At 30.1% G+C, this 15,875-nt stretch carries 15 protein-coding genes and 1 pseudogene; 12 read left to right on the top strand and 4 right to left on the bottom strand.

Features of this window, described 5'->3' with window-relative positions; all coding sequences use genetic code 11:
• Window positions 1-2,160, bottom strand: a pseudogene (locus ACHZC3_RS02260) (translocation/assembly module TamB); the annotation flags it as partial.
• A 131-nt stretch (window positions 2,161-2,291) separates the two neighbouring features.
• Between ACHZC3_RS02260 and tsaD the strand changes: the two are divergent.
• From tsaD to ACHZC3_RS02220, 8 genes are all read left to right on the top strand, one after another.
• Window positions 2,292-3,314, top strand: a complete 1,023-nt coding sequence (tsaD, locus tag ACHZC3_RS02255) for a tRNA (adenosine(37)-N6)-threonylcarbamoyltransferase complex transferase subunit TsaD (protein WP_394758253.1) — start codon at window positions 2,292-2,294, stop codon at window positions 3,312-3,314.
• A gap of 1 nt (window position 3,315) precedes the next feature.
• A complete protein-coding gene (locus ACHZC3_RS02250) occupies window positions 3,316-4,020 on the top strand; it encodes a 16S rRNA (uracil(1498)-N(3))-methyltransferase (RefSeq protein WP_394758252.1) in 705 nt (234 codons plus the stop codon).
• A 12-nt stretch (window positions 4,021-4,032) separates the two neighbouring features.
• The gene (locus tag ACHZC3_RS02245) at window positions 4,033-4,671 is read left to right on the top strand and encodes a DUF4159 domain-containing protein (protein WP_394758251.1); all 639 of its coding nucleotides are present in this window, start codon (window positions 4,033-4,035) and stop codon (window positions 4,669-4,671) included.
• Window positions 4,672-4,835: 164 nt separating this feature from the next.
• On the top strand, window positions 4,836-5,804 hold the full coding sequence (locus tag ACHZC3_RS02240) for a zinc metalloprotease (protein WP_394758250.1): 969 nt from the start codon (window positions 4,836-4,838) through the stop codon (window positions 5,802-5,804).
• A 373-nt stretch (window positions 5,805-6,177) separates the two neighbouring features.
• Complete coding sequence (locus ACHZC3_RS02235; protein ID WP_394758249.1) at window positions 6,178-7,140, top strand: zinc metalloprotease; 963 nt, start codon at window positions 6,178-6,180, stop codon at window positions 7,138-7,140.
• An 83-nt stretch (window positions 7,141-7,223) separates the two neighbouring features.
• On the top strand, window positions 7,224-8,312 hold the full coding sequence (locus ACHZC3_RS02230) for an AI-2E family transporter (protein WP_394758248.1): 1,089 nt from the start codon (window positions 7,224-7,226) through the stop codon (window positions 8,310-8,312).
• Complete coding sequence (locus ACHZC3_RS02225) at window positions 8,312-9,490, top strand: class I SAM-dependent methyltransferase (RefSeq protein WP_394758247.1); 1,179 nt, start codon at window positions 8,312-8,314, stop codon at window positions 9,488-9,490. Before ACHZC3_RS02230 ends, ACHZC3_RS02225 begins: the two co-directional genes overlap by 1 nt.
• Window positions 9,491-9,495: 5 nt before the next feature.
• Window positions 9,496-10,065 (top strand): hypothetical protein, encoded by a 570-nt coding sequence (locus ACHZC3_RS02220; protein ID WP_394758246.1) that lies wholly within the window; start codon window positions 9,496-9,498, stop codon window positions 10,063-10,065.
• Here the strand turns inward: ACHZC3_RS02220 and ACHZC3_RS02215 are convergent, their stop codons facing one another.
• Window positions 10,066-10,701, bottom strand: a complete 636-nt coding sequence (locus ACHZC3_RS02215) for a M15 family metallopeptidase (RefSeq protein ID WP_394758245.1) — start codon at window positions 10,699-10,701, stop codon at window positions 10,066-10,068.
• Between the two features lie 205 nt (window positions 10,702-10,906).
• Here ACHZC3_RS02215 and ACHZC3_RS02210 point away from each other — a divergent pair, with 205 nt between their 5' ends.
• From ACHZC3_RS02210 to ACHZC3_RS02195, 4 genes are read left to right on the top strand one after another with little or no spacing between them, the layout of a single operon-like run.
• Window positions 10,907-11,917, top strand: a complete 1,011-nt coding sequence (locus ACHZC3_RS02210; RefSeq protein WP_394758244.1) for a bifunctional oligoribonuclease/PAP phosphatase NrnA — start codon at window positions 10,907-10,909, stop codon at window positions 11,915-11,917.
• Window positions 11,918-11,922: 5 nt separating this feature from the next.
• Window positions 11,923-12,483: a gliding motility-associated peptidyl-prolyl isomerase GldI gene (gldI, locus tag ACHZC3_RS02205; protein ID WP_394758243.1), complete on the top strand. Its 561-nt coding sequence runs from the start codon at window positions 11,923-11,925 to the stop codon at window positions 12,481-12,483.
• Window positions 12,484-12,519: 36 nt separating this feature from the next.
• Entirely contained in the window at window positions 12,520-13,617 is a 1,098-nt protein-coding gene (locus ACHZC3_RS02200) for a peptidylprolyl isomerase (RefSeq protein WP_394758242.1), read from the top strand.
• Window positions 13,618-13,635: 18 nt separating this feature from the next.
• Window positions 13,636-14,820: a peptidylprolyl isomerase gene (locus ACHZC3_RS02195; protein WP_394758241.1), complete on the top strand. Its 1,185-nt coding sequence runs from the start codon at window positions 13,636-13,638 to the stop codon at window positions 14,818-14,820.
• Window positions 14,821-14,892: 72 nt separating this feature from the next.
• On the opposite strand, the gene ACHZC3_RS02190 is transcribed toward ACHZC3_RS02195, so the two are convergent.
• The gene (locus ACHZC3_RS02190) at window positions 14,893-15,330 is read right to left on the bottom strand and encodes a hypothetical protein (protein ID WP_394758240.1); all 438 of its coding nucleotides are present in this window, start codon (window positions 15,328-15,330) and stop codon (window positions 14,893-14,895) included.
• An 86-nt stretch (window positions 15,331-15,416) separates the two neighbouring features.
• Window positions 15,417-15,875 (bottom strand): GNAT family N-acetyltransferase (locus ACHZC3_RS02185; protein WP_394758239.1); only part of this gene is annotated, 459 nt, incomplete at its 5' end.

The following is a 15,875-nucleotide window of genomic DNA, read 5'->3' as shown; positions in this document are numbered from 1 at the left end:
TTTTATGCTATCCATTTCTATGTAAGCATTATACAAAGGATTCTTATTGTCAATATCAATATTTATATTATCAAAATAATTATCGTAAGCTGTAATATTTGGTGATTTAAAATTAAACTTAAACTCATCATTATCAGAATTTATTGAGCCTCGCATAAATGTATTCTCTCCAAGAGAAACTTCAGGAAAAAATATTTCGATTAGTTTGCTGTACACATTAAAATCAAATTTCAAAAACTGTCCTTTATTTACTTTATTTGGAGAATAATTAGCATATAAACTTCCTAAAGAGTTTTCGATTAATTTTTGAAGTTGATTAAACTGAAATTTACCAACCACTTCACCTTCTATAATATCTGGCGAATTTATGATTATGGTTCTGATACGATTTGAATCGAAAGAAGATTTTATCACAAAATCATCAAAAAAGTAAGTGTCTTTATCATTTTCGTATGAAGTTTGATTTATAAAAACCTCGCCATATAAATTATCAATCTTATTTCCCTGCAACTTCATGGTTACATCACCACGAAAAACAGAAATAGAATCGGTTGTGTATAATTTTAGATTTTTAAGATTGGCATACTCGACATTAGCATGAAAGTCATATTTGTTTTCCTTATTATTTAAGTTTAAAATTCCATCAAAATCCATTTGTAAATTAGGATCATTTACAGAAATATCTCCTTTGAAAACTGATTTTATCATGGTTCCATCAACAACCATATTCTTGTAATTGTAGTTATTGTAGTAAACACTATTTATTTTTCCTTTTAGTTCTGTGTTTAAATATTTTTGGGTAAATCCTTTCCCATCAACATCTAAATCTAGATTTACAACACCAACATCGGTTCTGTTTAAGAGTTTTCCTAAATTAAAATTATCCAATTTTACGTTTCCAATATAAGTTGCATTGTCAATATTATCGATGCTTGTCATACTCAAATTTGACTTTACATTTCCTAAAGCTGTTCTTAATAAGATATCTGCTTTTATAGTTTTCAGAGTAACTTCAGTAGTTCCAGAAAGAGTAAATACCCCAAATTTCTTAAAAGTTGTTGGTAAATTTTCCCCTAAAACTCTTGGCAAAATCGCATTAAGATTAGCATAAGTTGAGGATATTTTAGAGAAATCTCCTTTCATATAAAAATCTCCTTTATTTTTAGAAAAAAGGTTTTTAAACGTAAAGTCTCCTATAATTTCGGACTTATTATTATCTATTAATTTTAATTTTTTTGTTGAGAAATTATTTAATGTTCCTAAAAGTTTTCCGCTTAAATTGAATCGCTGATTTTTACCAAATTCTCCATAATAATGATTCAAATCATTAGAAGAAATAGAACCTTTATCAATTTTTACATCAAAAATAACTTTGTTATTAAAATCTGAAAAGTCTTTTCGGTCATATCGTAAAGCTACATTTCCTTTCAGGTCAGATTCTGTTGTTTTTATGGTTAGTTTTTCTAACAGAATATTCTTTTTAGTATAAGTAAACTCAGATATAAGATTATCAACTACAAGACCATGATTATCTATAAACGACATTTCTTGTATTGAAGTTGTAACATCTGGCCCAAGAATTTTAAATTTTGTAGTAACTGCATTTAGTTTTCTTGCACCAAAAAGTAACGGTTTATCAAGATTGTAATCGTTAAACGAAAAAGAACTATTAGTTAAATTGAATTTATTTGCGGTTAGTAAGAACTTTTTGTTCGATTTAGATGGTGTTCCGTCATCTAAAAGAGCAATAAATTTATCCAAATTATTGTCTTTTTCGCCTTTGTAGTTTTTCAAATTAAAATATAAGCCGTCCATTGCAACATCGCCAAAATGCAAATCGCCATCCACTAGTTTTTTAGCATCAATAATATTCGTTTTTAATCTATTAATGTAAAATAATGTGTCTTTTTTATGATCTCTAATTAAAACTTGTTTTAGTTTTACACCACCAAATACAGTAAAATTTGCTTCCTGAATGGTTATATCAGTACCATATTCTTCATTTATATATTCAGTGGCTTTTTGTCCCAAATAAGTTTGAACAGATGGTAAAGAAAGTGCAATACCAAGCGACAACAATAGCAATATCAATCCGAGAAGGAATAATAATGTGTATTTTCTAAATTTTTTGAGGCCTGTATTTTTTTTCTTTTCTTCCAACAATAGTTTTTTGCAAAGGTAAACAGCCCTAAACGGTTAGATTTGATAAAAAATCTTTATTTTTGGGCTTCGATGTAAAATTAAATTTTTTATATCGGTTTATCAAATATAACGCAAAATCTATGCCTTTTATGCATCAAAAACCAATTTTTATTCTTGCTATCGAAAGTTCTTGCGATGACACAGCTGCAGCAGTGTTACAAAATAATAAAGTTCTGTCTAATATTGTAGCACAACAAGCTATACATGAGCAATATGGCGGTGTAGTTCCCGAACTAGCGTCGCGAGCGCACCAACAAAATATTGTTCCCGTAATTGATGTAGCACTCAAAAAAGCAAATGTTACAAAAGACCAATTATCTGCTATTGCTTTTACTCAAGGCCCAGGACTTATGGGCTCTTTATTAGTAGGAAGTTCGTTTGCAAAAAGCATGGCAATGTCATTAAATATCCCGCTCATTGCGGTAAATCACATGCATGCACATATTTTAGCTCATTATATAGATGAAGAAGGTTATGATAAACCCGAATTTCCATTTCTGGCATTGACGATTTCTGGCGGACATACTCAGATTGTAAAAGTAAATAGCTTTTTCGATATGGAAATCATTGGCGAAACTACTGATGATGCTGTAGGAGAAGCCTTTGACAAAAGTGCCAAAATATTAGGCCTTCCTTATCCTGGCGGACCATTAGTAGATAAATATGCTCAATTGGGAAATCCGAAAGCGTATAAATTTACCAAACCAAAAATGCCAAATTTAGATTTTAGCTTTTCGGGACTAAAAACCCAAATTTTATACTTTATTCAGAATAATGTAAAAGAGAATCCTAATTTTATCGATGAAAACAGGAACGATATTTGTGCTTCTATACAAAATATTATTATCGAGATTTTGATGGAAAAACTAAAACTCGCAGTACAACAAACAGGAATAAAACAAATTGCAATTGGCGGTGGTGTTTCGGCAAATTCAGGAATTAGAAACACTTTGAAAGAAGCAGAAAAAAAATACGGTTGGAAAACTTTTATACCCAAATTTGAATATACGACTGACAATGCAGCCATGATTGGTATTGTAGGTTACCAACGTTTTTTAGAAAATAAATTTAATGATGCTTCTGTAGTTAGCAAAGCACGAATCGATTTTTAGTATGCAATTATTTTACAATTCAGAGATAAATACAACATTAAATGAGTTTTCTTTTGATAAAGAAGAAAGCAAACATATTGTTAAAGTATTACGTAAAACAGAAGGTGATATTTTACATGTAACTAATGGTTTAGGTAATTTATTTACTACTGAAATTATTTTAGCTTCCGAAAAAAAATGTACAGTAAAAATCATTTCAACCGAAACATCAAAACCGACTGATTTTTATATTCATTTGGCTGTTGCACCAACAAAAATGAATGATCGTTTCGAATGGTTTCTCGAAAAAGCGACCGAAATGGGAATTCACGAAATTACGCCTATTATATGTGATCGTTCCGAAAGAAAAATCATTAAAAATGAACGTTTCGATAAGATTATATTATCGGCAATGAAACAATCATTACAATTTTTTCTGCCAAAGTTAAACGAACCTATTTCGTTCAAGGATTTCATTAATCAGAAACATGATGGAAATTTATGTATTGCACATTGTGAAGAAACAGACAAAAAGTTATTGAAAAATACCATCAAACCAAAAGAAAAATACACCATCTTAATTGGTCCTGAAGGTGATTTTTCTGAAAAAGAAATCCAATTAGCCCTAACCAACAATTATATTCCTGTATCTTTGGGAAACACACGATTACGAACAGAAACCGCTGCAGTTGTTGCTTGTCATAGTGTGGTTTTTACAAATGAGTGAATTTAGTAGCAAATGAAAAAAATAATTTTATTTTTAATTCTGGTTACAACTCCAGTACTTTCGCAAGAAATCGCTTTACTAAAATATAGTGGTGGTGGAGATTGGTATGCCAATCCTACCTCGTTACCCAATTTGATAAAATTTTGCAATCAGAACATAAACACCACTATAAAAACCAAACCTGTCACGGTAACACCTGCAAGTGCTGATATTTTTTCGTTTCCGTTTATTCACATGACAGGACACGGAAATGTAGTTTTTAATGAAGCTGAAGTTCAGAACTTACAAAACTACTTGCGTTCTGGCGGTTTCCTTCATATTGATGATAATTATGGAATGGATCAATACATACGAAAAGAAATTGCAAAAATTTTTCCTAATGAAGCTTTAATAGAAATTCCTACTACTCATGCTATTTTCCAAAAACCTTTTCCATTTCCTGAAGGTTTACCCAAAATACACGAGCATGATAATAAAAGACCACAAGCATTTGGGGTTTTTATAGATACTAAATTAGTGTTACTTTATACTTACGAATCCGATTTAGGCGATGGTTGGGAAGATACTGAAGTACACAATGACCCAAAAAATATTCGAGAAAAAGCTTTAAAAATGGGAGCTAATATTATTAATTTTATTTTTAATAATTAATTATTTTAACTATCTAAATATCAGTTATTTGTTTCTATTCAACGATATAAACAAACAGTTTATCTACTTTTTTTAATAATGTTTATTTTTTTAATATTTATTTTCTAGTATTGTTATACAATTCAATAAAAAACTATTAAATAACTAATTAAATCAAACAAATTATGAAAAAATTGTTTTTAACTTCCGCGGTAGCTTTGCTCCTGTTTTCTTGTCAAAACGACAACAATGTTGATGAGAATCAATCAAATTCAAATTCATTAAATATTTCGGCTCAAAGAGGCTGCGCTTCGCAAGAAGTATTAGAAAGACAACTTAAAGAAAATCCAAATTTAGCATCTAAAATGGCTGAAATTGAAAGATTTACTGAAAATGCAATGACTACAGGAAGACTTGTAAATGGAAAAATAGAAATTCCAGTTGTAGTAAATGTTCTTTATAGAACAACTGCCGAAAATATTTCGATAACATTAATTCAATCTCAAATTGATGTGCTGAATAAAGATTTTAATGCATTAAATTCTGATTACAATCAAGTTCCAGCATTATTTTCCGGAGTAAAAGCCAATGTTGGTATATCTTTCGTGTTAGATCAAGTAATCAGAAAATCAACAACAAAATCATCTTGGGGTACTAGAGATGCTATGAAAAAAACCAAACAAGGTGGTTTAAACCCAACTTCTCCTACAACAAAATTAAACATATGGTCTTGTACTATTGGTGGTGGTATTTTAGGATACGCACAATTTCCTGGAGGTTCATCTGCAACTGATGGTGTTGTAATTGATGCTAATTATTTTGGAGTTACAAGTTCTAGTTCATCATCGTATCCTTATAATTTAGGAAGAACAGCTTCTCACGAAGTAGGACATTGGATGAACTTACGTCACATATGGGGAGATGCGACTTGTGGTTCAGATTTAGTTTCAGATACGCCAGTTCATAATGCAGCGAACTTTGGTGTTCCTACTTATCCTCATTACAGTACTTGTTCAGGTACTCCTGTTGAGATGACAATGAATTATATGGATTATACAGACGATAGAGGAATGTATATGTTTTCTTTAGGTCAAAAATCTAGAATGGATGCAATATTCGCTGTAGGTGGTGTTAGAGCTTCTTTCAGATTATAATATATATACTTAATATGTATAGAGAACTCGTTCTTGTAGCGAGTTCTACTATTATAAAAATGTATTGATAACGAAAAAGATGAGGTTAGCAAAAAAAATGATGTTTTTGAGAATAATTTAAGTAATTAAACTCAAATTTATCAAATATACAAAAAAAGTTAACTATTTTTAAATAATGTTTTTTAACATTAAAAAAACTCTAAATATCTTATTTTTCTATCTATCCCAAAGTTATTAACAATTTCATATCAACTTATCAATCACTTTTTTTTTATTTTGTTTGTTAAAAATTTTGTAATTAGTTTAATTATTTATAGTATTGCCAAAGAATTGAATAAAAAACTAACAAATTACTAATTTAACCAAACAAATTATGAAAAAATTGTTATTGACTGCTTCGGTGGTTTTCTTAATGTTTTCTTGTCAAAAAGATGACAGCAATGTAACAGATGTTCAACCAACTACTAATGCATCTGCTCATAGAGGTTGTGTTTCTCAAGAGGTATTAGAACGTCAACTTCAAGAAAATCCTGCTTTAGCATCTAGAATGGCAGAAGTCGAAGCATTTACAAAAAATGCTATATCTACTGGACGTATCGTTAACGGAAAAATTCAAATTCCAGTAGTATTTAATGTATTATATAGAACAACTGCTGAAAATATCTCATTAGCACAACTTCAATCTCAAATTGATGTATTAAATAAAGATTTTAATGCTTTAAATTCTGATTATAATACATCTAACAATCCATACTCATCAGTAAGAGCAAATGTAGGAATCTCTTTTGTATTGGACCAAGTGATTAGAAAATCTACTACAAAAACATCTTGGGGAACTAATGATGCGATGAAAAAAACTACTTCTGGTGGTTTAAATCCAACTTCTCCAACTACAAAACTTAATTTTTGGGTTTGTACTATTGGTGGAGGAATTTTAGGATATGCACAATTTCCTGGAGGTTCTTCAACTACTGATGGAGTTGTTTGCGACGGTAAATACACAGGAGTAACTAGCTCTTCTTCATCTGCTTATCCTTTCAACTTAGGAAGAACAGCAACTCACGAAGTAGGTCACTGGATGAACTTACGTCACATTTGGGGAGATGCAACTTGTGGATCTGATTTAGTTTCAGACACACCAACTCACAATGCTGCTAATGGTGGAGTTCCTGCTGTTGGTCATAGAAGTACTTGTTCTGGTGCACCATTAGAAATGTACATGAACTATATGGATTATACTGATGATAGAGGAATGTATATGTTCTCATTAGGACAAAAATCTAGAATGGATGCAATATTTGTTGCTGGAGGAATTAGATCTTCTTTCAGATTGTAATATCTTTTTATTAAACAATAAATTAAAACTCGCTCTTGTAGCGAGTTTTTTTTATTATATTCGTTTTTCAAATTTAAATAACAATGAATTCAAAAATTATAGCGCTTGGAATTATAAAAGCAATAGCAATTAGTATTGGAATTGCTGCTATTTTGTTTTTACTATATGAGATTCAATCTGTCATTATTTATTTGATTGTTTCACTTGTATTAACGCTAATTACAAGTCCTTTTGTTGCTTTTTTGCGAAGACGCTTAAAATTTCCTAACACACTAGCTGTTGCATTTACAATGTTTATATTAATTCTCACGTTAATAGGATTAATTTTGATGTTTGTACCACTTATTGTCTCTCAAAGTCAAAACTTATCTTTACTAGACACAAATGCAATTGAAAATAACGCTATTGAATTAGCTGATAAATTTAAAATTTACCTGATAAATCATAATATAAATGTTGGAAATTTGCTAAATGAAACTAATTTAACCTCTAAACTTAATTTCAATTTTATACCTGCCATATTAAATTCTATTTTAGGAACTATGAGTAGTTTTGGTATGGGATTGGTTGCAGTTTTGTTTATTACTTTCTTCTTTTTGAAAGATAAAGTCATGTTTACAAACGGAATAAAAAGAATTTTACCTGATAACCATGAAAAAAAAATTCTAAATTCAGTTACTAAAACAAACAACATGCTCAGTCGTTATTTTATTGGATTATTAATTCAATTATCGATTGTTTTTGTTTTGTATCTAATAGTACTACTTATTTTTGGAGTTGAAAATGCTTTTATTATTGCCTTTTTATGTGCTTTACTAAATATTGTTCCTTACGTTGGCCCATTAATTGGTTCTGTTTTAGCAGCAATACTAACAATGATCAGCAATTTAGGTGGCGATTTTCAGCATGATATTTTACCTACCACTTTATATGTTCTAATAGGTTTTTGGATAGTTCAACTCATTGATAATAATATTTCGCAACCTATAATTTTTTCAAAAAGTGTTAATTCGCATCCATTAGAAATATTTTTAATCACATTAATTAGCGGATTTCTTTTTGGAATTACAGGAATGATAATAGCAATACCATTTTATACGATGCTAAAAGTAATTGCTAAAGAATTTTTTCCAGAGAATAAGATTGTGCAACTAATTACAAAGAATATCTAATGATTGCCTCATTACTATCTAATGAAATTCAGGAATTTATTTCAAAAAATTTGGGAATAAACATAACTAAGTTCGCACTTCAAAAAAATCCTTTTCCTGAAGTTCCTTGGATAGAAATATTGAACCAAGTTGCAGCAAAAAGTAAAGCAAAAGAAAAATTACCCACTTGGTATGCAACCGAAAATATTATTTACCCAAGTAAAATTTCAGTAGAGCAAACTTCTTCCGAAAAAACAGCTCAATACAAATCTAATATTGTTTCTGGCGAAAGCTTAATCGATTTAACTGGTGGTTTTGGTGTAGATGATTATTATTTTTCGAAGAAAATAAATCGAGTTATTCATTGTGAATTAAACGCAGCATTATCTGAAATTGTAGCTCATAATTTTAAAATACTTAAAAAAGATTCTATTAGGTGTTTGCATGGCGATAGTTCTGATATTCTTAAAGAATTAGATCAAAAATTCGATTGGATATATATAGATCCGTCAAGAAGAAGTAATGCAAAAGGCAAAGTATTCATGCTAAAAGACTGTTTGCCTGATGTCCCTAAACTGTTGGAAGAATACTTCTTGTTTTCAAATAAAATAGTAGTAAAAACTGCTCCAATACTTGATATTACTGCTGGTCTAACCGAATTGAGAAACGTTAAAACAATTCATATTGTTGCTGTAAATAATGAAGTAAAAGAATTATTGTGGGAAATAGAAAAAGATTATGATGATGCTATTACAATTAAAACCATCAACTTTAATAAAGAAAAGGAAGATACATTCAACTTTATTTTGAATGATGAAATAGCTACGAATGTTTATTCATCACCTAAGAAATATATCTATGAACCCAACGCAGCTATTTTGAAATCAGGTGCGTTCGAACTGGTTGCAAATCATTTCAACATCGAAAAACTACATCAACATTCTCATTTATACACATCGAACGAAATCATAGATTTTCCTGGACGAATATTTGAAATAAGAAATTCTTTTGAATATGATAAAATAGAAATGAAACAATTTCTTGAAAATACTAAAGCCAATATTACCACTAGAAATTTTCCAGAAACTGTCGAGGCAATCAGGAAAAAATGGAAAATAAGTGATGGTGGTGGTATTTATACTTTTTTTACTACTGATGCAAATAATCGTAAAATTGTTTTAATTTGCGCCAAAATTTAAACCCAATGAGATTTCCTGTACTTATTTTATTTTTGCTATTTCAATCTACATTATTTGCTCAAAAACCTTGCGAATATAGTGTAAACGTAACTGATTCAATTGGAACATTAAAAGAAACTAAAAGTTGTTTGGTTTACGAAAAAGTATTCGGAAACTCGGCACAACTTGTTTTTTTATCTCTTACTTCAGATAACGGAACACCTATATTAAACCTTCAAATTATTCAAAAAAGTACCGATTTTATCACCCCAAAATGTATCGATAAAAACTCTAAAGTTTACTTTCAGTTATCAAACGGAAAAATTTATACATTAATAAATACTGTCGAAAATGAATGTGATAATCTAATTTATAATACTTCTGAGAAAATGAATAATAGATTATTGAGTGCTACTTTTTTGTTTATAAAAAACAATTTTGAAGATTTAAAAAAATACCCAATAACGACGATGCGTATAAGACTTGCATCTGAAACAAAAGATTATATTTTGCAAAAAGAACTTAATGGTGAAAAAATAACTGGCCGTTTTGAGCCCGAAAATTTCTTTATAGATAATTTTTCGTGTGTTGAGTAATTACTCACATTCCCATTTGAAGTTAGACAAACTATCTTTTCTTGAACCTATTAAATTATAATGCCACCACTCTGAATCAAAGGATTCGAAATTGTTTCGAGTCATTATTTTTTTGAGTAATTTTCTGTTTTTAAGTATTTTTCTATCCAAATCTTTAAAATCGTGACTTGATTCTGGTCCGAAAAAATCGAAGGTTGTTCCCATATCAAGATCAACACCGTTTTCATCAACTAATGTAATATCTACTGCTCCTCCTCTATTGTGAATAGAACCTTTTGCAGGATTTGCTACATAATTTGCGTCAGGAACAATGGCCCACATTTTTTTCTGAACATCAAGTGGTCTGTAGCAATCAAATAACTTTATTTTGTAACCTTTTTTCTTAAACTGATTACTGGCTTCCATTAGATTATTTACCGTTTTTAATCGCAAAAAGCAAGATGTGCAATCATATACTTTGGTTTTTAGAAAATTATCTTCGGTTGCATATTTCATATCCAATGCAAAATCGGAGCTGTAATTTTTTAAATTCACGAAAATTGTGTCATTAATAACTTCCGAATCTTGATTATTATTTTGTGCTTTACACAAAATTGTACCATTTATAATAAATAGAAAAAAGAAAAGTTTATTCATTAATTTTTTATTAGATTAAAACTAAGATATTGGTTAACAAATATAACTAAAACAATATTTAAAGAAGAAAAACCATCCCAGAAAGTAATTTACTAATAATTGGACTATTGTATGTTTTTAAGATCAAAGAAATTATTGGTATAGCTATATAATTTTATGAAAAATTTAAGTAAATATATTAACTGAAAATCTGTATTTTCGCAATATGATGACAAACGATCAAATTGAAGCAATTAAATTACTATTAGCTTCCCCAAAAAAGATAACAATTATTCCTCATAGAAATCCAGATGGAGATGCCATGGGCTCTACTCTTGCATTATATCATTTTTTGTTGCAACAAAATCATAATGTTGTGGTCATTTCTCCTAATGAATTTCCTGATTTTTTAGCTTGGTTACCAGCTTCTGATAAGGTTTTGGTTTTCGAAAAAGACAAAGAAAATTGCACTAAAATATTAAACGAATCTGATCTGATTTTTACTTTAGATTTTAATGCACTTCACAGGACTGGAGATATTATGCAAGCAACATTAGAAACGCTAGATAAAACTTTTGTGATGATAGACCATCATGAATTTCCAGATGCTTTTGCAAAATATACTTTTTCCGATACTAAATACGGTTCTACTTGTGAGATGGTTTATCATTTTATTCATCAATTAAAGCAAGAAAACTTAATTAATAAAACCGTTGCCACATGTATTTATACAGGAATTGTGACCGATTCTGGTTCGTTTCGTTTTCCTAAAACAACAAGCACAACGCATCATATAGTTGCCGATTTGATAGATAATGGTGTCGAAAACAGTGCTATTCACAATCAATTATTCGACAAAAGTTCGTACAGTCGTTTGCAATTACTAGGTCGTGCACTTCAAAACATGAAGTTAATGACTGATTACAAAACGTCTTATATAACACTTTCTCAAGAAGAATTAAATACTTATAATTTTCAAAAGGGTGATACTGAAGGAATTGTAAATTATGGTCTTTCTATTGATGGAATCGATTTTACTGCTATCTTTATCGAAAATTTGGAAGAAAAAATTATAAAGATTTCGTTTCGATCGCAAGGCAGTTTCGATGTGAATCAGTTTTCTAGAAATTATTTTGGAGGTGGCGGACATATTAATGCTGCAGGCGGAAAATCAGACAAATCGTTACAAGAAACCATAGCGGATTTTGAAAGAATTGTAAAAGAAATTAAAAAATAAATCTCATGAAATTACTTAAAATAGCAGGATGTTTACTTCTTGGCATGAATTTAGTTACTTGTTGTACAGCAAAACAAGAGCCAAGAAGACCCGTTTCGCAAGCATCAGGAGAGTTTATGAAACAATCTATTGAGCGAAACAAAAAACTAAATGAAAACGAAGAAAGTATTATTGCAAAAATGATTAAAAAAGATTCTGCAATCGATTATATTTCATCAACAAAAGGGTATTGGTATTATTACCATACAAAAAACACAACAGAAATGCCAAAACCTATAAAAGGTGATATTGCATTTTATGATTATGAAATAAAAGACCTGAATGGCAATATAATTTATAGTCAATTAGACCTTAAGCCACATCAGTATGTAGTTGACAAACAAGATATTATGATGGGATTACGTGACGGAATAAAACTGATGCAAAAAGGAGAAAAAGTAACATTTATATTTCCATCGCACATGGCTTTTGGATATCACGGTGATAACAAAAAAATAGGAACCAACGAACCTTTAATTTGTACTGTAACTTTAAATGATATAAAACCAGATCAAGAAGCAAAATAAAATTAAGAATTGAATAACCAAATATATTTTTTTACAATGAATAAAATAACAAGATTACTATTAAGTTTTACAACATTACTATTGTTCTCGTGCAACTCACAACACGATAAGTTATCAGATGGACTTTATGCAGAAATAGAAACCAGCAAAGGAAAGATTTTACTACAGTTAGAATTGGAAAAAACACCAGTAACAGTTGCAAATTTTGTTTCTCTTGCTGAAGGAACAAATAAATTAGTAAATGAAAAATTTAGCGGAAAACCTTTTTATAATGGATTAACTTTTCATAGAGTCGAAGCAAATCCGCCAATGATTCAAGGTGGTGATCCAGACGGAAACGGTTCAGGTGGTCCTGGTTACAAATTTAAAGACGAGTTTGTAGATGATTTAAAAATGGACAAAGCTGGTGTTCTTGCTATGGCAAATGCTGGTCCAGGAACTAATGGAAGTCAATTTTTTATTACACGTAAAGAAACAAATTACCTAAACGGTCGTCATACGGTTTTTGGTCATGTTATAGAAGGTCAAGAAGTAGTAGATAAAATAGCTATAGGAGACAAAATTGTTAAAATTGAAATTATCCGAAAAGGAGAAAATGCTAAAAAGTTTGATGCACCAAAAGTTTTTAAAGACCATTTTGAGTCTGAAGCTGCTTCCAAAAAAGAAAATGATGCAAAGTATGCGAAAGTAATTGAAGCTAAAGCAGTTTATTTTACTGCTACTAAAGCAAAAGCTACAAAAACAGAATCAGGATTAATGTATACTATTATAAGTAAAGGAACAGGAAGAAAACCAGCAGCTGGAACAACATTTTATTTTCATTACGCAGGGTTTTTTGAAAACGGAAATCTTTTTGATACTAGTTACGAAAATGTAAGTCGTGACTTTGGGAAATTTGATGCAAACAGAGCCGCACAAAACGGATACCAACCATTCCCTTTTGAAGCTGGTAAAAAAGATGGAATGATTCCAGGGTTTATAGAAGGATTAGAAAAAATGTCATTTGGAGACAAAGCAGTTGTTTTCATTCCTGCAAATTTAGGTTACGGAGAACAAGGAGCTGGAGAAGTAATTCCACCAAATACCAATTTGATTTTCGAATTAGAAATGTTAGAAAAAATGCCAATTAAATAATATAAATTTTATATAAAAATGAAAACTAAATTAAATCTATTATTAGTATTCTTTATAGTCATAGCAAATGGTTATGCTCAAAAGGGAAAAGAAAAAGTAACAGCTCAAACTAAAACATCAACTGACGGAATATTTGCTGAATTTGATACCTCAAAAGGAAAAATTGTGGTGCAATTAGAATATGTAAAAACACCCATAACTGTTGCGAATTTTGTCTCATTAGCAGAAGGAACAAATACAATTGTAAAAGCTGATTTGAAAGGAAAACCTTTTTATAACGGATTAAAATTTCATAGAGTTATCAAAGATTTTATGATTCAAGGTGGAGATCCTTTAGGAACTGGTTCTGGAGACCCAGGTTACAAATTTAAAGATGAATTTACTGATTTAAAACATTCAAAAGGCGGAATCCTATCAATGGCAAACTCTGGAGTAGCTACAAACGGAAGTCAGTTTTTTATCACACACAAAGACACACCTTGGTTAGATGGTAAACATACTGTTTTTGGAAGTGTTGTTTCTGGAATGGATGTGGTAAATAAAATTGAGCAAAACGATGTCATAAATAAAGTTACTATTTCTAGAAGTGGAGCTGAAGCTAAAAAATTTGATGCAGCAAAAATATTTGCCGATTATTATGCAACAAAAGGTGAAGATGATAAAAAGCAAGCTTTATTAGATGCAGAAAAAAACAAAAAGCAAATGGAAGCTGCTGCTGAAGCAAAAAAAGATTATTTAGCAAAATGTGCTCCAGTAATGGCTGCAAAAGTAGCGTCTTTAGCAAAAACTAGGACTACAGCAACAAAAACCCCAACTGGATTAGAATGTGTTATTGTAAAAGGAACTGGAGCAAAACCAGTTGATGGGACAACAATATACATACATTATGCCGGTTATCTTGAAGACGGAAGTTTGTTTGATAGTAGTTATGAAGAAGTAAATAAAGCCTATGGAAAATTTGATCCTAACAGAGCCGCACAAAATGGATATGCTCCTTTCCCATTCCAAGCGGGAAATAAAGGTGGATTGATTCCTGGTTTTCTTGAAGGATTAAACTTGATGTCTCTTGGAGATAAAGCAACTTTCTTTATTCCTGCTAATTTAGGATATGGTGCTCAAGGTGCTGGTGGTGTAATTCCACCTAATGCAAATATTATTTTTGAATTAGAAGTTCTTGAAGCTATTCCTGCACCAAAACAATAAACTTTAAAACTTAAATAAAAAGGGAACAAAATCTAAATATTTTGTTCCCTTTTTTTATTTTCCCAATTAAGATTATCCTTTAAATTTCCAGTCAAATTCATCTTTGTCATTTATAGTTGCTCCCAATTCGAACCGAATTACTTGATTATACTCGACCTGAAAAATCATCCAATTAGTTTCGTTGAAGTAATTATCGACAGTATCAAAATTTTCAATTTCTAGAGATTTGATACCTTTATTTGTAACATTTTGCTCAACTTCTTTAATTGACTTTCCGATAATTTTTTCTGAAAATAATTCTAAATCTGGATTCGAAGTAATCATATAACCTAACTTTAAATTCTCATCTTCATAAAATGTTAGTCGTAATTTCTTACTATTATACAAAAAAATCACATTATTTTCTTCGTCTTTGTATTGCTTATCAGGATTACCATAAATGGCTGTAACATCTTTTTGTTTCATTCCAAAGATGAGTTGATCTATTCCGGTTTTTGGATTTATTTTCATATGTAATTTTATATTTTTTTATTGGAATATGGTATATTTATGAGGCAATCTTCGCTTGTATCCGTGATTAAATTATCATAAATATTTCATAATTTATTTTTTAAATTTTCTTTAACGGAATCAAACCATTCATCACGAAGAATACTCAAGATAATACTGTCTCGTCTTCCTCCATCTAGCTTTATCATATTACTTCGTAAAACACCATCTACTTTGCAACCAATACTTTTCATAGCAGCTTTACTGCGTTCGTTTGCATTATCAGCACGAAATTCTACTCGTTCCATATTCATTTTTTCGAAAGCAAATTCTAATAATAAATATTTACATTGCTTGTTTAGTCCTGTTCCTTGAAATTGCTTTCCGTACCAAGTATAACCCAATTGCAACGTTTTATTACTAAGCTGAATATCATAAAAACGTGTGCTTCCAGCGTATTCGTTTGTCCGTTTGTTGAAAACTACAAAAGGATATTCTGTTAGTTTTTCCCTATTATTTAATGCAATTTGCATATAGTTTCTAAAATTTTCTTCTCCAATTGCTGG

Source organism: Flavobacterium sp., assembly GCF_043720215.1.
Taxonomy (GTDB): Bacteria; Bacteroidota; Bacteroidia; order Flavobacteriales; family Flavobacteriaceae; genus Flavobacterium.
Note: the sequence above shows the minus strand (reverse complement) of the source record. Positions and strands in the feature narration are given on the sequence as shown.

Excerpts from the sequence above, each read along its gene's own strand:
- tsaD (WP_394758253.1), top strand. The coding sequence starts at position 2,292 with ATGCATCAAAAACCAATTTTTATTCTTGCTATCGAAAGTTCTTGCGAT.
- ACHZC3_RS02250 (WP_394758252.1), top strand. The coding sequence starts at position 3,316 with ATGCAATTATTTTACAATTCAGAGATAAATACAACATTAAATGAGTTT.
- ACHZC3_RS02245 (WP_394758251.1), top strand. The coding sequence starts at position 4,033 with ATGAAAAAAATAATTTTATTTTTAATTCTGGTTACAACTCCAGTACTT.
- ACHZC3_RS02240 (WP_394758250.1), top strand. The coding sequence starts at position 4,836 with ATGAAAAAATTGTTTTTAACTTCCGCGGTAGCTTTGCTCCTGTTTTCT.
- ACHZC3_RS02235 (WP_394758249.1), top strand. The coding sequence starts at position 6,178 with ATGAAAAAATTGTTATTGACTGCTTCGGTGGTTTTCTTAATGTTTTCT.
- ACHZC3_RS02230 (WP_394758248.1), top strand. The coding sequence starts at position 7,224 with ATGAATTCAAAAATTATAGCGCTTGGAATTATAAAAGCAATAGCAATT.
- ACHZC3_RS02225 (WP_394758247.1), top strand. The coding sequence starts at position 8,312 with ATGATTGCCTCATTACTATCTAATGAAATTCAGGAATTTATTTCAAAA.
- ACHZC3_RS02220 (WP_394758246.1), top strand. The coding sequence starts at position 9,496 with ATGAGATTTCCTGTACTTATTTTATTTTTGCTATTTCAATCTACATTA.
- ACHZC3_RS02215 (WP_394758245.1), bottom strand. The coding sequence starts at position 10,701 with ATGAATAAACTTTTCTTTTTTCTATTTATTATAAATGGTACAATTTTG.
- ACHZC3_RS02210 (WP_394758244.1), top strand. The coding sequence starts at position 10,907 with ATGATGACAAACGATCAAATTGAAGCAATTAAATTACTATTAGCTTCC.
- gldI (WP_394758243.1), top strand. The coding sequence starts at position 11,923 with ATGAAATTACTTAAAATAGCAGGATGTTTACTTCTTGGCATGAATTTA.
- ACHZC3_RS02200 (WP_394758242.1), top strand. The coding sequence starts at position 12,520 with ATGAATAAAATAACAAGATTACTATTAAGTTTTACAACATTACTATTG.
- ACHZC3_RS02195 (WP_394758241.1), top strand. The coding sequence starts at position 13,636 with ATGAAAACTAAATTAAATCTATTATTAGTATTCTTTATAGTCATAGCA.
- ACHZC3_RS02190 (WP_394758240.1), bottom strand. The coding sequence starts at position 15,330 with ATGAAAATAAATCCAAAAACCGGAATAGATCAACTCATCTTTGGAATG.